The organism is Sphingobium lactosutens DS20 (genome assembly GCF_000445105.1).
Lineage (GTDB): Bacteria > Pseudomonadota > Alphaproteobacteria > Sphingomonadales > Sphingomonadaceae > Sphingobium > Sphingobium lactosutens.
The window spans coordinates 107,035-124,281 of sequence record NZ_ATDP01000106.1 but is presented as its reverse complement, the minus strand read 5'-3'; the positions used below and the strand labels follow the sequence as shown (position 1 = coordinate 124,281).

The following is a 17,247-nucleotide window of genomic DNA, read 5'->3' as shown; positions in this document are numbered from 1 at the left end:
GTCATTCCTTGGATCATTCCGGCCTCTTGCGCCGGCGACAATGTCGACAACATAGAGAGGCACGCCGCCATATACCAGCGCGGCCCCCGTCTGGAACATGGATAATTAATGACCGACCCTATGCAGCCTGCCCCGTCCCCAAAACTTTCCCCGCCGATCGCCCCGCGCCGGGATCATAGCGTGACCCATCATGGCATCACCGTGGACGATCCCTATGCCTGGCTGCGCGATCCCGGCTATCCTGACGTTGCCGACAAGGATGTGCTTGCCTATCTGGAGGCGGAAAACGCCTGGTTCGAAGCCGCCATGGCGCCGCACAAGCCGCTGGTCGACCGCTTGTTTCAGGAGATGAAGGGCCGCATCAAGGAAGATGACCAGTCCGTCCCGCAAAAGGATGGCGATTATGTCTATTGGCGCGCCTTCGAAATCGGCGCCCAATATCGCAAATGGTATCGTCGTCCCGTCGCGGGCGGACCTGACCAGCTGATATTGGACGAACCGGCACTGGCGGAAGGACACGACTATTTCCGTCTGGGCGCGCTGTCGGTCAGCCCGGATGGCCGCTACCTTGCCTATGCGATCGACACCAACGGATCGGAACGGTTCGAAGCACGGATCAAGGACCTGGAAACCGGCGCGCTATTGCCGGAAGTCATCCCCGGCACCTTGTCATCCCTGGTCTGGACCTCGGACAGCAAGGGGCTGCTCTATGGTCTTGCCAATGACAACTGGCGCACGGACAATGCCAGGCTGCATTGGCTTGGGCAGGACGTGGCGAGCGATGTCGAGCTGTTTCACGAGGATGACGAGGGCTTTCGCGTATCCATCGGCCTGACATCATCGGAAAACTATATCGTCATTGCGACGGGCGACCATGTGACCAGCGAGGCGTGGCTGCTGCCGGCCAATGATCCCACGGCCGCGCCTTTATTGGTGTCGGCGCGACAGCCCGGCCGCGAATATGACGTGGATGAACATGAGGGCACGCTCTATATTCGCACCAACGACAACCACCCTAATTTTCGTCTGATGAAGGCGACGCTGGAGGCGCCGGGCGAATGGCAGGAAGTGATTGGCCCGGACGCGCATTTTTACCTGACCGACTTCACCCTGTTCAAGCATTTCTACGTGACCGAAGGGCGGCAGGACGGGCTCGACCAGATCGAGCTGCGCGACTATGCGACGCATGAGGCCAAACGCATCCCCTTCCCGGAAGCCAGCTATTCGGCGAGCCTGGACGACAATCCCGAATATGACGTGACGAAGCTACGCATCGGCTATGAATCGATGGTCACGCCCGACACGATCTACGACTATCATCTCGATAGCGGCGACCTGGAGGTGTTGAAGGTCCAGGACATACCGTCCGGCTATGACGCCAGTCGCTATGCGACCGAACGACTGATGATCCCGGCGCGCGACGGGACGGACATCCCGGTCTCGATCGTCTATCCCGCGGATTTTCCCAAGGATGGCAGCGCGCCGCTGCACCTTTATGGCTATGGCGCCTATGGCATGGCGATGGAGCCGGGCTTTTCGACCAGCCGCCTGTCGCTGCTCGACCGGGGTTTCGCCTTTGCGATCGCGCATATCCGCGGCGGCGATGACCTTGGCCAGCAATGGTATCTGGACGGCAAACTGGACAAGCGCACCAACACCTTCACGGACTTTGTCGACGTTGCAAAGGGTCTGATCGAACGCGGCTATGCCGCCAAGGGACGCGTGAGCATTTCGGGCGGATCGGCCGGCGGCGAACTGATGGGCGCGGTCATCAATTCCGATCCCGACCTGTGGAGCGCGGTCGTTGCTCATGTCCCGTTCGTTGACGTGCTCAACACGATGCTGGACGCCAGCCTGCCGCTGACGCCGGGCGAATGGCCGGAATGGGGCAATCCGATCGAGGACGCGGCGGCGTTCCGCACCATCCAGTCCTATGATCCCTATGGCAATGTGAAAGCGCAGGATTATCCCCCGCTGATGGTAACGGCCGGGCTGAACGATCCGCGCGTCACCTATTGGGAGCCGGCGAAATGGGTGGCGCGGCTGCGCGCGACCAAGACGGACGACAATATCCTGCTGCTCAAGACCAATATGGGCGCGGGCCATGGCGGCAAGTCCGGTCGGTTCGAAAGCCTGCACGAAACGGCGGAGGAATTCGCCTTCATCCTGTGGCAGTTGGGGGGGGAGGGCTGATGGCATCCTCCTTCACCAAGCAGATCATAGCGTTGCCCGAGCATATCGACGAGCTCGGCCATGTGAACAACGCCGTGTGGGTTCAGTGGATGGAACAGGTGTCGGTGGAGCATTGGCGACAGGATGCGGATCCCGCCCATGTCGAAGCCTATATCTGGGTCGTGACTAGGCATGAAGTCGACTATCGCGGCAATGTGAAGGAAGGGGAGCAGGTGACGGCCCGCACCTGGATCCCCGAAGGACCGCGCGGGGCGCGGTTCGACCGGATGATCGAATTTACAGGACCTGACGGGAAAGTGAAGGTCGCGGCCAAATCCACCTGGGCGATCATCGACAAGGCGTCCGGCAGAATCTTACGCGTTCCGGCAGAGGTGGCGGCGAACTTCGTGTGAGGTCGCCCGAGCGTGATCGAGAACCATATGGCTTTCGACCACGCTCGAAACGAATGGATATTTTCCGCGCCTCAGGCCGCCTGCGCCTTGAGCAGCTTGTCGATCGTCAGCGGATAGTCGCGAAGGCGGATGCCGGTGGCGTTGTAGATCGCGTTGGCCACTGCCGCGCCTGCACCGCAAATGCCCAGCTCGCCCACGCCCTTGGCCTTCATCGGCGAGCTCTTATCGTCCAATTCATCGACGAACAGCACGTCCTGATGCGGGATGTCGGCATGAACGGGCACCTGATATTCGGCCATGTCGTGGTTGACGAAAAAGCCGAAACGGGTGTCGACGTCCAGCGCCTCCATCAGCGCAGCGCCGACGCCCATGGTCATCGCCCCAATCACCTGGCTGCGTGCGGATTTGGGGTTGAGGATGCGCCCTGCGGCAAAGGCGCCGCCCATGCGGCGAATGCGGACTTCGGCGGTGTCCATGTCGACCCCCACCTCACAGAAATGCGCGCCGAACGTCGCCTGCGCATATTTCTTGTCGAGGTCGCCATATTCCATGCTGTCCTCGACCCACAGCCCTTGTGCGCCAGCCAGGGATGCCAAGGTCTGCGACTGGTTCCCCATTCGCACCAGCCCGTCTTCGAACTGCGCCTGGTCCGCCGGGTAGCCCGCCTTTTCGGCAAGCTTCGTGCGCAGCGCCATGGCCGCGGCATAGACGCCGGCGGTGGAGCTGTTCGCGCCCCACTGGCCACCCGACCCCGCTGACACCGGGAAGCGGCTGTCGCCCAGGCGCACCGTTACCTGATCGAGGTCGACGCCCAGCATCTCCGCGGCGGTCTGAGCGATGATCGTGTAGCTGCCGGTGCCGATGTCGGTCATGTCGGTTTCGACAATGACCTTGCCCATCCCGTCGACGCCTGTGCGCGCGCCCGACTTTTCCGTCAGGTTGTTGCGGAAGGCCGATGCCATGCCCATGCCGACCATCCACCGGCCGTCGCGCATCTGTCCCGGCTTGGGGTTGCGCTTGTTCCAGCCAAAGCGATCCGCGCCGGCGCGCAGGCATTCCACCAGCTTGCGGCTGGAGAAGGGCCGTTGCGGGCCGGCTTCGGGATCAAATTGGACATCGTTGCGGATGCGCAGTTCGACCGGATCGACGCCGCAGGCCTCCGCCAGTTCGTCCATGGCGACTTCAAGTGCGAGCAGCCCGACCGCTTCGCCGGGCGCGCGCATGGCGTTCCCTTCGGGCAGGTTCAGCGTCACCAGCCGGTGCGCCGTCATGCGATTTTCACCGCGATAGAGCAGCCGGGTCTGCTGCGCCGCCGTTTCCGCACCGCCCCCCGGCAAGTCGCCGGACCAGACTTCATGGGCGATCGCGTCGATCACGCCATCCTTGTCCGCACCGATGCGGATACGCTGGATCGTCGCCGGGCGGTGGGTGGTGTTGTTGGGGATTTGCGGACGGGCGATGGCGACCTTGACCGGGCGCCCGACTTGCCGCGCGCCGAGCGCCGCGAGCAGGGCGTCCGCGCGCAGGAACAGCTTGGAGCCGAAACCGCCGCCAATATAGGGCGACACGAACCGGATATTCTCCTTGGGAATGCCCAATGTCTTGGCTATGTCGCCCACGCTCCAGGCGATCATCTGGTTCGATGTCCACAGCGTCAGCTTGTCGCCGTTCCAGGCGGCAATGCTGGCATGCGGCTCCATCATCGCATGGCTCTGATCCGGAGTCGTGTACGTCTGTTCCACCTTGACCGACGCCTTGGCAAAGGCGCCGTCGAAATCGCCAGCCTTGGTATCGGCCGGGCCGCCGAAGCCCTGCGGCGGAATGACGCCGTTCAGCCGCTCGGCCGCGAGGTCGAATTTGCCGTCTTCCGGCGCATAGTCGATGCGGACGAGGGCTGCGGCGGCGCGCGCATTTTCGAATGTGTCGGCAACGACCAGCGCCAGCGCCTGCTCATAATGTTCGATCTGCGGCCCACCCAGCAGATGCGCGGTGTTCATATTGCCTTTCGACAGCTTGCCGGCATTGGCGTGGGTGACGATGCCCAGAACGCCGGGCGATGCCTCCGCCGCGGTGAGGTCCATCGCCGCTATCCGGCCCTTCGCGATCGCGGACCCGACAATCCAGCCATAAGCGGCATTGGGCGCGGCGTCATGGCGTTCATAGGCATAGACTGCCGTGCCCGTCACCTTGGCTGCGCCGTCGATGCGGTCATGCGGAATGCCGATGACGCGACCCTTGTCGATCGGGTTCGGCCCTGCGGGGGTGTCGAACTTCATGCCCGTGCCTCCTGCTGACGGTAAAGCGACGCCAGCGTCCGTTCGACCAGCGGCTTCTTGAAATCATTATGCTCTGTCGTCCGTGCGCCGGCCAATGTGGCGTCGGCCACCGCTTTTGCACCCTGCGGCGCGGCGGCGTCTGCCTGCGAGTTGCGCCATGGCTTGGCGCCAATCCCGCCGAACGCGAAACGGGCGCTCCCGTCCTTCCCGAAAATCGCCGCCACCGACACCAGCGCGAACGCGTAGGAAGCACGATCGCGCACCTTGCGATAGACGTGAGTGCCCGCGATCGGCTTGGGCAAGGTCACAGACGTGATGATTTCGCCGCCTTTAAGCACCGTTTCCTGATGCGGCGTGTCGCCGGGAAGCAGGTGAAAGTCGGCGATCGGGATGGCGCGCTTCGCGCCATCGGCCGACACGGTATCGACCTGCGCGTCGAGCAGGCGCATCGCCACGGCCATGTCGCTGGGATGCTGCGCGATGCAGGCGTCGCTCACACCCAATATCGCCAGGCTGCGGCTCATGCCCTTGAGCGCGCCGCAACCGCTGCCCGGCTTGCGCTTGTTGCAGGGCATGCGAATGTCGTAAAAATAGGGGCAGCGCGTGCGCTGGAGCAGATTGCCCGCGGTCGTCGCCTTGTTGCGCAACTGGCCCGACGCGCCCGCGACCAGGGCGCGGCTGAGCACGCCATAATCGCGCCGCACCGTCCTGTCCGCCGCCAGATCGGTGTTGCGCACCAGCGCGCCGATGCGCAGCCCGCCCTCCTCGGTCTTTTCGATGCGGTCCAGACCCAGCCGATTGACATCGATCAGATGGGTCGGGGTTTCGATCTGCAATTTCATGAGGTCGAGCAGGTTGGTCCCGCCGGCAATGAAGCGCGCGCCCTGAACCGATGCCGCCGCCTTCGCCGCCGCTTCCACGCTCGTCGCGCGTTCATAGGTAAAGGGCTTCATGCCTTGGCCTCCCCGACGACGTCGCTGATCGCGGCGATGATGTTGGAATAGGCGGCGCAGCGGCAGATATTGCCGCTCATCCGCTCGCGCACCTCGTCTTCGCTGAACGCGACCTTGTCGAGGTCTTCCGTGACATGGCTCGGAATGCCCGCCTTGATTTCCTCCAGCACCGAAACGGCCGAACAAATCTGCCCCGGCGTGCAATAGCCGCACTGATAGCCGTCATGGACGACAAACGCCTTTTGCATGGGGTGCAGCGCCTCGGGTGTGCCCAGCCCCTCGATCGTGGTGACGGCGTCGCCGTCATGCATCACCGCGAGCGTCAGGCAGCTGTTGATCCGCCGCCCTTCGACGATCACGGTGCAGGCGCCGCACTGGCCATGATCACACCCTTTTTTCGTGCCGGTGAGCTTGAGATGCTCGCGCAGCGCGTCGAGCAGGGTGGTGCGCGGGTCCAGTTGCAGATGGACCTCCCGGCCATTCACGGTGAGTTCGACAGCGGTCATCGGGGTTCCTTTGCTGGCGGGGGCGGACGGTGCGGCATGCGCCGGGGCCATGAGCGGAACCGTCGCCGCAAGCGCAGCGCCGCCCTGGAAAAGCCCGCGGCGGGTAACATGGTCGGATGTCATGGCTGGTCCGTCCCCTCTCAATCTATCGATGATTACGAAGCGCGGCGGGAAATGATCCGCCGCAGGAAAAAGTTTCGCTGGTGGCATGATGATAAGCGGTTTCGGGCCAGGTGGAAAGCCGGCTTGAACGGACGTCGGGACTGTCCTCGCCCTGTTCGGGCGACACCGATCGAGGGAGATAAGGCGATGACATATCATCCATATTTTCTGCCTTGAAGGATAATTTTATTTTTCTGCAATTCTCCCCTTGCCCCCATGGCAGACCGCTGCTAGTTCGCCGCCACCCGCCGAGAGGAACACCGCCTCCGGCCGCCAGAGCGGGCGTAGCTCAGGGGTAGAGCACAACCTTGCCAAGGTTGGGGTCGAGGGTTCGAATCCCTTCGCCCGCTCCAGATTTCCTAAGAAAATCAGCATATTATAAACCTGCCCCGGCAGGAAAACCATATTACGTGCTCTGCGGAGACCGGGAAAGTAATAAGGACGTAATATGCTGAGCGGGTGTTTCAGGACGCCTCTGGCGTGCCATCGGCGGCCCCTGATGTTGAAGCCACGAATCTTGTCGGGGAATGCCTTCCCCTGCTGACGAGCCGAAGTCTCGTCAGACCCCTTCTAGCGGGGACACCCCGCAACGCCCCGTGTGACGTCTGACGCCGTGTCGAGATCGAGCCAGGGCTATCCTGTCCCGATCGCGCCTGTTTATGACTCTCCCGTCGATGGGGTGGGCGACGCTTCCCTTTAGGCCCGCCGCGCCGGGCCGCAACGCGCGGCAAGCCGCGCTTACCTTCCCTGCGTTTCGGTCCTTACGGATGCGCCCCGGCTCTGCCGGCGGGCCTGCCGGTCGCTCCTTCGCCGCCCACCCCATTCCGGGGTGAGTGTGTGTTGAAGGAGAAGTGTGATGAACGCTGTTACCGAAACCACCGCTGCTGACCCTGTGTCGGGCGTCGAGATTTTCGTGCCCTTGAACAAGCTCAAGAAGTCCCCGCGCAATGCGCGCAAGGTGCCGCATGGCGAAACCGCCATCGAAGCGCTGGCCGCATCCATTGCGCATAAGGGGCTGATCCAGAACCTTGTCGTGGAACCCGAAGTGACGGAAGACGGAACGCCGACCGGCTCCTATTTCGTCACCGCTGGCGAAGGCCGCAGGCAGGCGATGCTGCTGTGCGTCAAGCGCAGGAAGATGAAGAAGTCCGATCCGGTGCGCTGCTGGCTCGATACCGAGAACGACCCGTCCGAGATCAGTCTGGACGAGAATGTCACCCGCACCCCCATGCATCCTGCCGACCAGTTCGAGCGGTTCCGCGAGCTTTCCGAAACCAAGGGCTGGGGCGCTCAAGAGATCGGCGCGCGGTTCGGCGTGTCCGCCCATGTGGTGAAGCAGCGGCTTCGCCTTGGTGCAGTGTCGCCCAAGCTGCTGCAGGTCTACCGTGAGGATGGGCTTACGCTGGATCAGTTGATGGCCTTTGCCATTACCGAGGACAATGAACGGCAGGAACAGGTGTTCGAGAACCTGCATCACAACCGCGAGCCGTGGATCATCCGGCGCGATCTGACCGCCGCCAATGTTCCCGGTCATGATCGCCGCGCGATCTTCGTGGGCGAAGCTGCCTATGAGGAAGCGGGCGGCACCATCATCCGCGACCTGTTTGCCGATGAAGGTGGCGGCTATTTCGAGGATGCAGGTTTGCTCGACATGCTTGCCATCGAGAAGCTGCGCGAAATTGCCGCCGAAGTGCAGGCCGAGGGCTGGAAATGGGCTGAGGCACATATCGAATATCCTCATGCCCACGGCATGCGGCGTTTCTATCCCGAACCCGTTGCCCTGTCCGATGAAGACGAGAAGCGGCTGGAAGCGGCATCGGTCGAATATGACCAGCTTGTCGAGGGTTTCGACTCCTATGACGAGATGCCCGAGGACGTGGCGGCAAAGGTTGAGGCACTGGACGCCGAGATCGATGCGATTTCCGACAAGCGTCATGCCTATGATGCCAATGTAATCGCGCATGGCGGCGTATTCGTGGTGCTCAATCATGACGGTACGGTCAGGATCCAGCGCGGTTTCGTTCGTGCCGAGGATGAGGCGCTGGCCGATCCGCAGCCCGAAAGTGAAGCCATCGACCCGGAAACGGTCGAGGATGAGCAGACCGAGGAAGGTGATGAGGACGTGCAGGACATCGAGGACGAGGAAGTCGGCAAGCCGATTTCCGATGCCTTGACGCGCGACCTGTCCGCGCACCGGACACTGGCCCTTCGCGTGGCGCTTGGCGAGCGGCCCGACATGGCGCTGATCGCGCTCACCCACACGCTGACTTCGCAACTGTTCTACAGCTATGCCGAGGCCGGTTGCCTTGAAGTCCGTCCGACGGTGACGCCGCTGGGCAGTCATGCGGACGGGATCGAGGATACGCCGCTGGCAGCCAGGGCGAACGCAGCGCACGACGCATGGGCAGAACGGATGCCGCGTGATGTGGCGGACCTGTGGGCATTCGTCGTTGCTCTCGACGATGAGGACCGGATGGCGCTGCTGGCGCATTGCGTGTCTTGCACCGTCAATGCCCTGCGTCTGCCGTGGGATCGCAAGCCCCGCTCGCTGCAAACCGCCGACAGGCTGGCAAGCGCGTTGTCGCTCGACATGGCGAAGGACTGGACGCCCACCGTGGACAGCTATCTTGGCCGTGTTACCAAGGCGCATATCCTTGAAGCCGTGACCGAAGGCGTGTCGGAGGATGCTGCCCGCCGGATCGCCGACATGAAGAAGCAGGACATGGCGCAGTCCGCCGAGCAGCTTCTGGCCGGAACCGGATGGTTGCCTGTGACCCTGCGGACATCGGAGCAGCAAGGGGTGCAGTCGTCCGACGCGGAGGTTCCCGAAGCACAAGGCGAGGACGGCGAAGACTTCTACGCCGTTGCCGCCGAATAGCGGCTTGAAGCCGGGGCCGTGCGAGCGGTCCCGGCTTTTCTTTCCGTCTATTTGGACGGCTCAAAAATTTGCGCCAGCGCTCGCTGGGCACGGCCCGGCTCACGATCCTAATCACCTTCGGCCAGGATGGTCTCGAAGTCCCGCCCACCATAGAAAATACCGACGATAGCGACTGTCGTGTCGTCTACAGCAAAGGCAATCGTCACACGCCGCCGCCAGGTCAGCGTTCGCAGGCCCGGTCTCAGATCGTCTCGCATGGTCCCGCGATGAGGGAAATCGGTCAGTTTGCCGATATGGTCGAGAATACCGTCAGTGAAGCGCCCCGCAATGTCAGGGGATGCCGCGTCAGCAATATAGTCGTAAATGGCATCGAGATGGTCGCGCGCTTCCGGCGTGAAGACAATGGAATGCCCCACGCTCAACCGCGCTTGGTCGCCCGTTTCTGGCGTTCGGCCAGACCGGACCGTACATCCTCGAGCGGGATACCGCGCGAAGGATCGGCCCGATAGGCATCATAGGCGGGAGCTACCTCGTTGCGCAGCCAGCTATCGACGGCCCGGTCACGCGCCTGAAGCGCGCGCAACCCGTCGCGGATTACTTCGCTTTCGCTGGCATACTCGCCTGATGCTACCCTGGCGCGAACCTGCGCCGCCATCTCGTTCGGCAACGTGACACTGAACTGTTGAGTCGTCCGCATGACACTCGCTCCTTTAGAATAGGATTTAATCCTATTCGCCGACTGGTTCAAGTTTGTCGGATAAATCGACCACGAACAGGAGCAGAATTGCCTGTCCTATTTCCTGCCAGGCAGGTCCGGAGCCAGTGCCTCGATTATCCGACAATCCCCGACCGTGCCGCCCTTGCAGGAGTCGAGTAATGCGGACAACTCGCTCCGCAGCGCAGTGAGATCGGCGATCTTGCGCTCGACATCGGCAAGATGGTCTCCGGCCAAGGCATCGACCGTGGCACAGTCGCGTGTGCGATCATCCGACAGTGACAGCAGCGCCCGCACCTGGTCGAGCGGGAAGCCAAGATCGCGCGCGCGGCGGATGAATGAGAGCCGGCCCAGCTCCGCCTCCCCATAGGAGCGGTAATTGCCCGAAGTCCGTTTGGGCTTCGCAAGCAATCCGATCCGCTCATAATAGCGGATCGTCTCGACCTTGGTGCCCGTCGCCTTCCCCAGTTCGCCGATCGTTAGCGCCATGCCCTTGACCCTGTAGTTGCTACAGGGTGCATATAGGCGGTCGCATCGGAAGAATCGAGGTGACGGATATGGCAGGCGGATGCTGCGGCGGTTGCGAAACGACCGCACCGAACAAGGACAAGACATGGCGGCGGGTGCTATGGATCGTGCTTGTCATCAATGCCGGTATGTTTGGCGCCGAGATGGTGGCCGGGGTCGCGGCGCATTCGGCATCGCTCAAGGCCGACGCGCTCGATTTCCTGGGTGATGCCGCCAACTATGCGATCAGTCTGGGGGTTGCCGGCATGGCGCTGCAATGGCGCGCGCGGGCCGCATGGCTCAAGGGCGCCTCGCTGCTCCTGCTCGGCCTGTGGATTCTGGCCAGCACCGCATGGATGGCGCTTGCCGGCACGCTTCCCCGAGCTGAGACGATGGGCATTATCGGCGTGCTAGCGTTCATCGCCAATCTTGCTTGCGCGATCATGCTGTGGCGGCACCGCGACGGCGACGCCAACCGCAGGTCGGTATGGATCTGCTCGCGCAACGATGCGATCGGCAATGTGGCCGTGGTCGCCGCCGCGCTCGGCGTGTTCGGCACCGACACCGCCTGGCCCGATATCGCCGTTGCCGCGATCCTGGCCGGGCTCGGCGTCAGTGGCGGTTGGCAGATCGTCCGGCAAGCGCGGTCCGAATTGCGGGGACTTCCGGGAAGAAGGGCACGCGCCGCCACCTGAGGCGCTCAATTTGCCCTTGTGCGGTATGGAGAGCGTTTTGTTCGGCAGGCGCCGAAACATCTGCACCTGTGGCGTAGCGTTCCGACCGCACGCCCGCAATCTCTGTTCCCTGCCGTCAGAACCACTCCCACCCGGCCTCTCTCATGGCTGTCTGGCCGGAGACGGCTTCGCCCGATCGGCTACGCCGCAATGGCGGGCGCGCAGCCTTTTTTCCGCCGCCTGTCGGCTTTGCATCGCGAAGCAAAAAAGCCGCTTCCCGCCATCCTCCGCTTCGCTGCGGTCCCTTTGGGATGCGCCGCCGATCGCTCCGGTCCCTTGAACCGCCATCGAGGCCGCGATGGGCGCGGTCCGAGCAACACGAAAGGACTTACGACATGGCTACCATCGGCACCTTCACCGCCAACGACAACGGCGAACTGGGCGGCACCATCAGGACGCTCACCCTCAACACCCAGGCAATTCTCCGCCCCGTCGACAAGGACGGCGAGAAGTCCCCCGACTTCCGCGTCAGCACCGGCGATCTCGACATCGGCGCCGCCTGGAAGAAGACCAGCCGGGAAGGCCGCGACTACATTTCGGTCAAGCTGGACGATCCGAGCTTTCCGTCACCGGTCTATGCCACGCTATCGGAGACCGACACCGCGGGCGAATACGCCCTCATCTGGTCGCGCTGACGGCCAACAGCGCCCCGCCTGTTCGGGCGGGGCGCATCGGGCATCGGGTGGATCGATCGGCTTTCGTCTTGCGGTCATCGCCAACGCCAGCTAACACTTGCGAGTGAATCGCAATAAGCGGCATGAGGGGATTGCGCAGAAAGGACAGATCGATGACCCGCCACTTCCCGCCGCCAAGCTTCGACGATGCCGCGCATCGTTCATTGCTGGTCGAGGCGGCACGGTGCTGGCGCAATGCACGTGACACAGGTCAGGCTGCTCAGCCCTGTCTCTACAAGATCTTGGCGTCCCATAATTGGGAGATGCTTGTCCCCGTGTTCGATAGCCTGATGCACCTGTGCGAAGACGCACTCGGGCGTCCGGTCGCTGTCGGCGACGCCGCTGTGCTGTCGGGCGATGAGTATCTGCTGCTTGGCTTGATCGACGGATCGAAGCCGCGCCGTGCCTGTATCGACTGCGCCGAAGGCGCGGCCTCGGCCCTCGATTGCGCCATCTGCTCGACACGAATCATGATGGGCCTCGCTTTTGCCCGTACCACGGGCGATGTTGCTGGCCGCGTGATGCCCTCGCAACCCGTCCCGCCCGTTATGCACTGAGGGGCGGATACGGCGGGATAGGTAAATATGATGCGCTGGGCACTTTCCTGAGACGCTGGCGGCGGCGCAACGATGCCGAAGGCGTTGAACTGCGCTTCGCGCATATCGAGGATATTATCGGAGGCCTGCTGCCGCGCGGCGCGGCCGAGCCCGAATGGTGGTGTGCGAACGGGCGCGCCGACGCCCATGCGCCGCATCGCCGCGCCTGGCTCGATGCCGGGTTCGAGGCAATCGCCGAACCCAAAGCCGAGACGGTCTATTTCCGAAAACGACCCACGCCCTGACCAGGGTGGGATGATCTTTGCGGGCGCGGCCGACGCCGCGCCGTGACGGCTAAGGGCGTTGCCCTCGCGCCGGTCAAGGGAAGCTTCGCCGTCCTGGCCGGTGTCCCCGGCCTTCCTCCATTTCATTGCGTGCAGGCCGGGCGATCCCCCTCCGGCCCGGCCGCCCTTGTCCGTTGCTACCCCAGTCTCGCCGACGGGCAGGGTTTCAGCGCGGCGCTTCTCGCTGCGCGGAAACCCAAATGGAAGGAAAGACCCATGAGCATCCACCATCTCGCCACCCGGTTTGGCCGCAACGCCCATCAGATCAGCGGGCGCGAGCCGCTCGACAACGAGGCCCTCTATCGCCACGTCCCGTCCATCTTCGCCAACGAGGCGCACGACAGCCGTTCGCAGCGCTATGTCTATGTCCCGACCATCGACATCGTGGAGGGGCTGCGGCGGGAAGGATGGTTCCCGTTCTTCTCCGTCCAGTCGGTCCCGCGCGACGGCAGCCGCCACGGCCACGCCAAGCACATGCTGCGCCTGCGCCGGGATGACGGCATCGGCAAGCCCGAAGCCGCCGAGGTCATCATCGTCAACAGCCATGACGGCACCAGCGCCTATCAGATGTTCGCCGGGATGCTGCGCTTCGTCTGCACCAATTCCATGATCGCGGGTGAACGGTTCGAGGAAGTCCGCGTGCACCACAAGGGCAATATCCAGCATGACATCATCGAGGGCGTATACACCGTGGCGGAGGACTTCCCCCGGCTGATCGACGCCAGCGAGGGCATGAAGGAAATCCAGCTTTCCGGCGACGAACAGCGGCTGCTGGGCGAAGTCAGCCTTGTCGCGCGCTATGGCGACGACGAAAGCCCGATCCGGCCCGAACAGATCATCGAGCCGCGCCGCCGCGACGATATGGACCGGAGCCTCTGGACCACCTTCAACGTCATCCAGGAGAATGTCATTCGGGGCGGCTTGCAGGGCCGCAAGCGCAATGCCGAGGGGCGCATTCGTCGCAGCCGCTCGCGGCCGATCAACGGCATCGACCAGAATGTAACCCTCAACCGGGCGCTCTGGACGCTGGCCGAGGGGATGCAGCGCCTCAAGTCCGCCTGATCGCGACGCCGTAGGGTCGGTCCCGGCCCTACGGCTTCCCCCGACTGCGCAAGCTACCGACCTGACCGGCTGCCGGCGCGCGGCCCAAGGCCCGCGCGCCGGTCGAAGCGGACGGGCTCGCCGGGCGTTCGCCCGGCTCGCGTTTTAATGTTCTGAATGGCTCACAAGGATTTGATAAATGAGGGTCAGGCCTGATCGTCGGGCTGCACCAATTCGACGTGACTCACGCCAAGAGCCTGAGCCAGTTCATACAGAGTGATTACGGTCGGATTCCTTTTGCCGCGCTCAAGGCTACTGAGATATTGCTGACTGAAGCCGGACCGCGCTTCCACCTCTTCCTGGGTCAGCCCCCTGTCTCGGCGCAAACGCGCGAAATTTCGGCCAACCAATTTGCGCATATCCATGCGCCGCAGGATCGTGATTTACATACTTTGAGTTTATCAACTATAGTATGTAAACGGCCTTCGCTATGTTGGCGTCCAACAGGTACGCGCGCCACGACCGTCTGCATGTATCACCGGCGAGACGCCCCAGACGATGGATAGACGCGCACCCGAGCTATCCGCAAATCATCATGTTGCGATAGCGAATGCGGGAGGATTGCTTCGGTCCATTACGGTGTATGTTTGGTGAATCTGCACAAGCCTGGATCGGGGTCGAGGCAAAGAGGTAAGCGATGGGAATAACCGCCTTCGACGATCACGCCCCTGACGCCCCCCACGTCACGCCTTACGACGAACGCCACCATCACACCTATTGGCGGTTGCTCGATGCAGCCGAGGAAAAGGCCGACTGGCAGGAGGCGGTTCGCATCATCTTCGGCCTAGACCCGGCCGCCGACCCGGATCGCGCGAAGGCCGTCTATGACAGTCACCTCGCTCGCGCTCGCTGGATGTGTGAGAGTGGTTATCGCCACTATTTGCGGCCCTGATCCAATCCATCAAATACACGCACCGCGCCGGAATTCTCCTCTGCCGCTGTCTTAATTCCGCTATGTGTCGGAGCGCGCAGCGGAACTTCCCCGCGATGGCCTGTCCGGAGAACATCTCTCTTCGCGCTCCGCAGAGGGCCATGCTTGGGAGGGGCCTATGCCGCCTGAGAGGGACTGGCGCGCGCCCCCGGACGAAGCCGGGAGCGATGCGCTCGCATATTCCGACATCGCCCTCGGCTATCTCAGCCGCAACCCGGCCTACCGCGCCGACTATTCCCGCGCGCTACGGCGTGTGAAGCGCGGGACCATCACCGCTGACGACGCCACTACCAGACTGGTGCGCCGCTGGGGCATCAGCTTTCACGCAGAACCGGCGACGGCCTTCGATCCGAAGTTGGCGGTCGCTCGACCAGACCTGTCTCCGACGAATATTGTCCTGGCCCCGGCGCCGACCGACTTCGGCGCGACACAGATCATCGACGAAAAGCAGCTCGGCGCAATTCGCGCGCGAATGCGGATCGGCAAATATCTGCACGTCATTCTCGCCGATTCCGATGGCGACGAGCACATCTGGATCGCGGGCGCGCTGGATGGCCCGTTGGCAATGATGCTGCCGATTGACGCCGATCCGTTCGCGCGTCTTGCTGCGGCCGAGCGGCTTTGCCGCCGCCTCAACGGCGTGACGGCGGGACCGCCGACATTGCGGCCGCCACCCTTTCGACGGTTGCACCTGCTCACGCTGCTGCAGGTGCTCGACGGCTTGCAGGCGGGTGCCACGCAGCGGGAGCTGGCCACATCGCTGATACACCAGAAGGTTCGTCGCTATAGCGCCGCGGACTGGGTTGAAAGCAGGGAACGCAAGCGCGTCCGCCGGTGGATCGCAGAAGCCGTCGACCTGCGCGACGGCGGCTACGTCCGCCTGCTGCGTGGCGGCTGAGGGGACGTTTTCACACCCATCGGCGATGTCCCTTCTTTAGACAGCAGTCGTTTCGCCATCATCGCCTCCTGACCGCCGGCTTTCCTTCCGGGTGCCGGCCATCATCAGGAGGATCACCATGACCGAACCTGTGGCCGTTACCACGCCGCGCTACCTCAAGACGCCCGATGCGGCGATCCACCTTGGCCTGTCGGCCCGGACGCTGGAAAAACACCGCTGCTTCGGCACCGGCCCGGTGTTTCGCAAGCTCGGCGGCCGCATCGTTTATGCGATCGACGACCTTGAAGCCTGGGCGGCACTGGGCACCCGTCGCTCGACCTCCGACACTGGTACCGGCGTGGTCCATCCCGCCAAGCGGCTGCCCACCGACTGCGTCCGGCGCTGACAGGCCGATGCAGGCTGCACGTCCCCATTCCAGCCGGACCAGCGGTGAGCGGACGCAGCTCGAACTGTTCCGCTCCGTCCCCGGCGACCTTGCCGCGCGAGATGCTCAGGACCTGATGTCCTGGCCTTTCTTCAGCCTGGCCAAGACCAGACGGCAGGCGCCGATCGACTTTCACATGGGCGCGACATGGATCTCAGTCGAGGCCGTGCCCGAGCATGGCATGGCGACCATTTGGGACGCCGACGTGCTCATCTGGGCCGCCAGTCAGCTCGTTTCCGCGCGGGATGCAGGGCGGCCAACCTCGCGGCTGATGATGACGACGCCTCACGAGATACTGGCATTCACCCGACGCGGCACGGGTAAGGCCAGCTATGAGCGGCTGAAAGCAGCGCTCGACCGGCTCCAATCCACCACCGTCGCCACATCGATCCGACAGGAGCACCAACGCCGACGCCATCGCTTCTCATGGATCAACGAGTGGCGCGAACTGGCGGATGGCAACGGCCGTGCGCTGGGCATCGAACTGATCCTGCCCGACTGGTTCTATGCCGGCGTGCTCGATCGCGCGCTCGTGTTGACCATCGACCGCGCCTATTTCGACCTGACCGGCGGCCTTGAACGCTGGCTCTACCGGATCGTGCGCAAGCACGGCGGACGGCAGACCGGTGGCTGGAGCTTCGATGTCCCGCACCTTCATCTCAAGTCGGGCGTGCTCTCGCCGCTCCGCCGCTTCGCGTTCGAGCTTCGCGCTATCGTCGCGCGCCAGCCACTCCCCGGTTACGTCCTCGCACTTGAGCATGCACTCGGCCGCGACCGACTGAATTTCACACCGATTCCGGTCGATCCGTTCGATGCCGCTATGCGCCGCGTCGGTCTCAAGCCTGTGGAGAACCGGCCATGAGACACGGACTATCAGGAACGCCCGGAGTCGGACGATCAGGAACGCGAAACACGGACTATCGGGAACACTTTTTCCCCGAAAACCCGCAGAAAACCGCGCGGAATCGGCCCCTCTCTAACTATCCTAATAGAAAAGAATCCTTCGGATTCTTGCTAACGGCG

At 63.3% G+C, this 17,247-nt stretch carries 19 protein-coding genes and 1 tRNA gene; 13 read left to right on the top strand and 7 right to left on the bottom strand.

The genetic code is table 11. The annotated features are described in order from the left end of the window. Positions 1-108: 108 nt before the first annotated feature. On the top strand, positions 109-2,193 hold the full coding sequence (locus RLDS_RS49480) for a S9 family peptidase (protein ID WP_021227856.1): 2,085 nt from the start codon (positions 109-111) through the stop codon (positions 2,191-2,193). Beyond that, positions 2,193-2,585: an acyl-CoA thioesterase gene (locus RLDS_RS49475; RefSeq protein ID WP_021227855.1), complete on the top strand. Its 393-nt coding sequence runs from the start codon at positions 2,193-2,195 to the stop codon at positions 2,583-2,585. The genes RLDS_RS49480 and RLDS_RS49475 overlap by 1 nt, the downstream gene beginning before the upstream one ends. Before the next feature lie 71 nt (positions 2,586-2,656). Here the strand turns inward: RLDS_RS49475 and paoC are convergent, their stop codons facing one another. Genes paoC through paoA form a run of 3 tightly spaced genes read right to left on the bottom strand, consistent with a single transcriptional unit; the run spans position 2,657 to position 6,443 of the window. Next, a complete protein-coding gene (gene paoC, locus RLDS_RS49470) occupies positions 2,657-4,861 on the bottom strand; it encodes an aldehyde oxidoreductase molybdenum-binding subunit PaoC (protein WP_021227854.1) in 2,205 nt (734 codons plus the stop codon). Continuing rightward, a complete protein-coding gene (locus RLDS_RS49465) occupies positions 4,858-5,814 on the bottom strand; it encodes an FAD binding domain-containing protein (RefSeq protein ID WP_021227853.1) in 957 nt (318 codons plus the stop codon). The genes paoC and RLDS_RS49465 overlap by 4 nt, the downstream gene beginning before the upstream one ends. Next, on the bottom strand, positions 5,811-6,443 hold the full coding sequence (paoA, locus tag RLDS_RS49460) for an aldehyde dehydrogenase iron-sulfur subunit PaoA (protein ID WP_021227852.1): 633 nt from the start codon (positions 6,441-6,443) through the stop codon (positions 5,811-5,813). Before paoA ends, RLDS_RS49465 begins: the two co-directional genes overlap by 4 nt. 317 nt (positions 6,444-6,760) lie before the next feature. Here paoA and RLDS_RS49450 point away from each other — a divergent pair. Both RLDS_RS49450 and RLDS_RS49445 read left to right on the top strand, forming a co-directional pair. Beyond that, positions 6,761-6,835 (top strand) — tRNA-Gly (locus RLDS_RS49450). 503 nt (positions 6,836-7,338) lie between these two features. Beyond that, positions 7,339-9,360, top strand: a complete 2,022-nt coding sequence (locus tag RLDS_RS49445) for a ParB/RepB/Spo0J family partition protein (protein ID WP_021227850.1) — start codon at positions 7,339-7,341, stop codon at positions 9,358-9,360. Positions 9,361-9,467: 107 nt separating this feature from the next. On the opposite strand, the gene RLDS_RS49440 is transcribed toward RLDS_RS49445, so the two are convergent. The 3 genes from RLDS_RS49440 to RLDS_RS49430 form a co-directional block, all read right to left on the bottom strand. Next, positions 9,468-9,776, bottom strand: coding sequence for a type II toxin-antitoxin system RelE/ParE family toxin (locus tag RLDS_RS49440; protein WP_021227849.1), 309 nt, complete (start codon positions 9,774-9,776; stop codon positions 9,468-9,470). 2 nt (positions 9,777-9,778) lie between these two features. Next, complete coding sequence (locus RLDS_RS49435; protein ID WP_021227848.1) at positions 9,779-10,057, bottom strand: type II toxin-antitoxin system ParD family antitoxin; 279 nt, start codon at positions 10,055-10,057, stop codon at positions 9,779-9,781. Between the two features lie 96 nt (positions 10,058-10,153). Then, a complete protein-coding gene (locus tag RLDS_RS49430; RefSeq protein ID WP_021227847.1) occupies positions 10,154-10,564 on the bottom strand; it encodes a MerR family transcriptional regulator in 411 nt (136 codons plus the stop codon). 68 nt (positions 10,565-10,632) lie between these two features. On the opposite strand from RLDS_RS49430, the gene RLDS_RS49425 reads away from it, so the two are divergent. The 5 genes from RLDS_RS49425 (at position 10,633) to RLDS_RS49410 (ending at position 13,932) form a co-directional block, all read left to right on the top strand. Continuing rightward, positions 10,633-11,277 (top strand): cation transporter, encoded by a 645-nt coding sequence (locus RLDS_RS49425; RefSeq protein ID WP_021227846.1) that lies wholly within the window; start codon positions 10,633-10,635, stop codon positions 11,275-11,277. A 374-nt stretch (positions 11,278-11,651) separates the two neighbouring features. Beyond that, positions 11,652-11,951, top strand: a complete 300-nt coding sequence (locus RLDS_RS49420; RefSeq protein ID WP_021227845.1) for a DUF736 domain-containing protein — start codon at positions 11,652-11,654, stop codon at positions 11,949-11,951. A gap of 152 nt (positions 11,952-12,103) precedes the next feature. Further along, positions 12,104-12,547: a hypothetical protein gene (locus RLDS_RS56105; RefSeq protein WP_021227844.1), complete on the top strand. Its 444-nt coding sequence runs from the start codon at positions 12,104-12,106 to the stop codon at positions 12,545-12,547. After that, complete coding sequence (locus RLDS_RS57475; protein ID WP_456242887.1) at positions 12,436-12,831, top strand: DUF7662 domain-containing protein; 396 nt, start codon at positions 12,436-12,438, stop codon at positions 12,829-12,831. Before RLDS_RS56105 ends, RLDS_RS57475 begins: the two co-directional genes overlap by 112 nt. A 255-nt stretch (positions 12,832-13,086) precedes the next feature. Beyond that, positions 13,087-13,932: a DUF932 domain-containing protein gene (locus RLDS_RS49410; RefSeq protein ID WP_021227843.1), complete on the top strand. Its 846-nt coding sequence runs from the start codon at positions 13,087-13,089 to the stop codon at positions 13,930-13,932. A gap of 185 nt (positions 13,933-14,117) precedes the next feature. Here RLDS_RS49410 and RLDS_RS49405 read toward each other — a convergent pair whose 3' ends face one another. Next, positions 14,118-14,336, bottom strand: coding sequence for a helix-turn-helix domain-containing protein (locus tag RLDS_RS49405; RefSeq protein WP_024020570.1), 219 nt, complete (start codon positions 14,334-14,336; stop codon positions 14,118-14,120). Positions 14,337-14,608: 272 nt separating this feature from the next. On the opposite strand from RLDS_RS49405, the gene RLDS_RS49400 reads away from it, so the two are divergent. The 4 genes from RLDS_RS49400 (at position 14,609) to RLDS_RS49385 (ending at position 17,086) form a co-directional block, all read left to right on the top strand. Next, the gene (locus RLDS_RS49400) at positions 14,609-14,863 is read left to right on the top strand and encodes a DUF2285 domain-containing protein (RefSeq protein WP_021227841.1); all 255 of its coding nucleotides are present in this window, start codon (positions 14,609-14,611) and stop codon (positions 14,861-14,863) included. A gap of 157 nt (positions 14,864-15,020) precedes the next feature. Then, positions 15,021-15,800, top strand: a complete 780-nt coding sequence (locus RLDS_RS49395) for a DUF2285 domain-containing protein (protein ID WP_021227840.1) — start codon at positions 15,021-15,023, stop codon at positions 15,798-15,800. A 118-nt stretch (positions 15,801-15,918) separates the two neighbouring features. Then, a complete protein-coding gene (locus RLDS_RS49390; protein ID WP_021227839.1) occupies positions 15,919-16,185 on the top strand; it encodes a helix-turn-helix transcriptional regulator in 267 nt (88 codons plus the stop codon). Positions 16,186-16,192: 7 nt separating this feature from the next. Next, positions 16,193-17,086, top strand: a complete 894-nt coding sequence (locus RLDS_RS49385; RefSeq protein ID WP_021227838.1) for a replication initiator protein A — start codon at positions 16,193-16,195, stop codon at positions 17,084-17,086. Positions 17,087-17,247 lie beyond the last annotated feature (161 nt).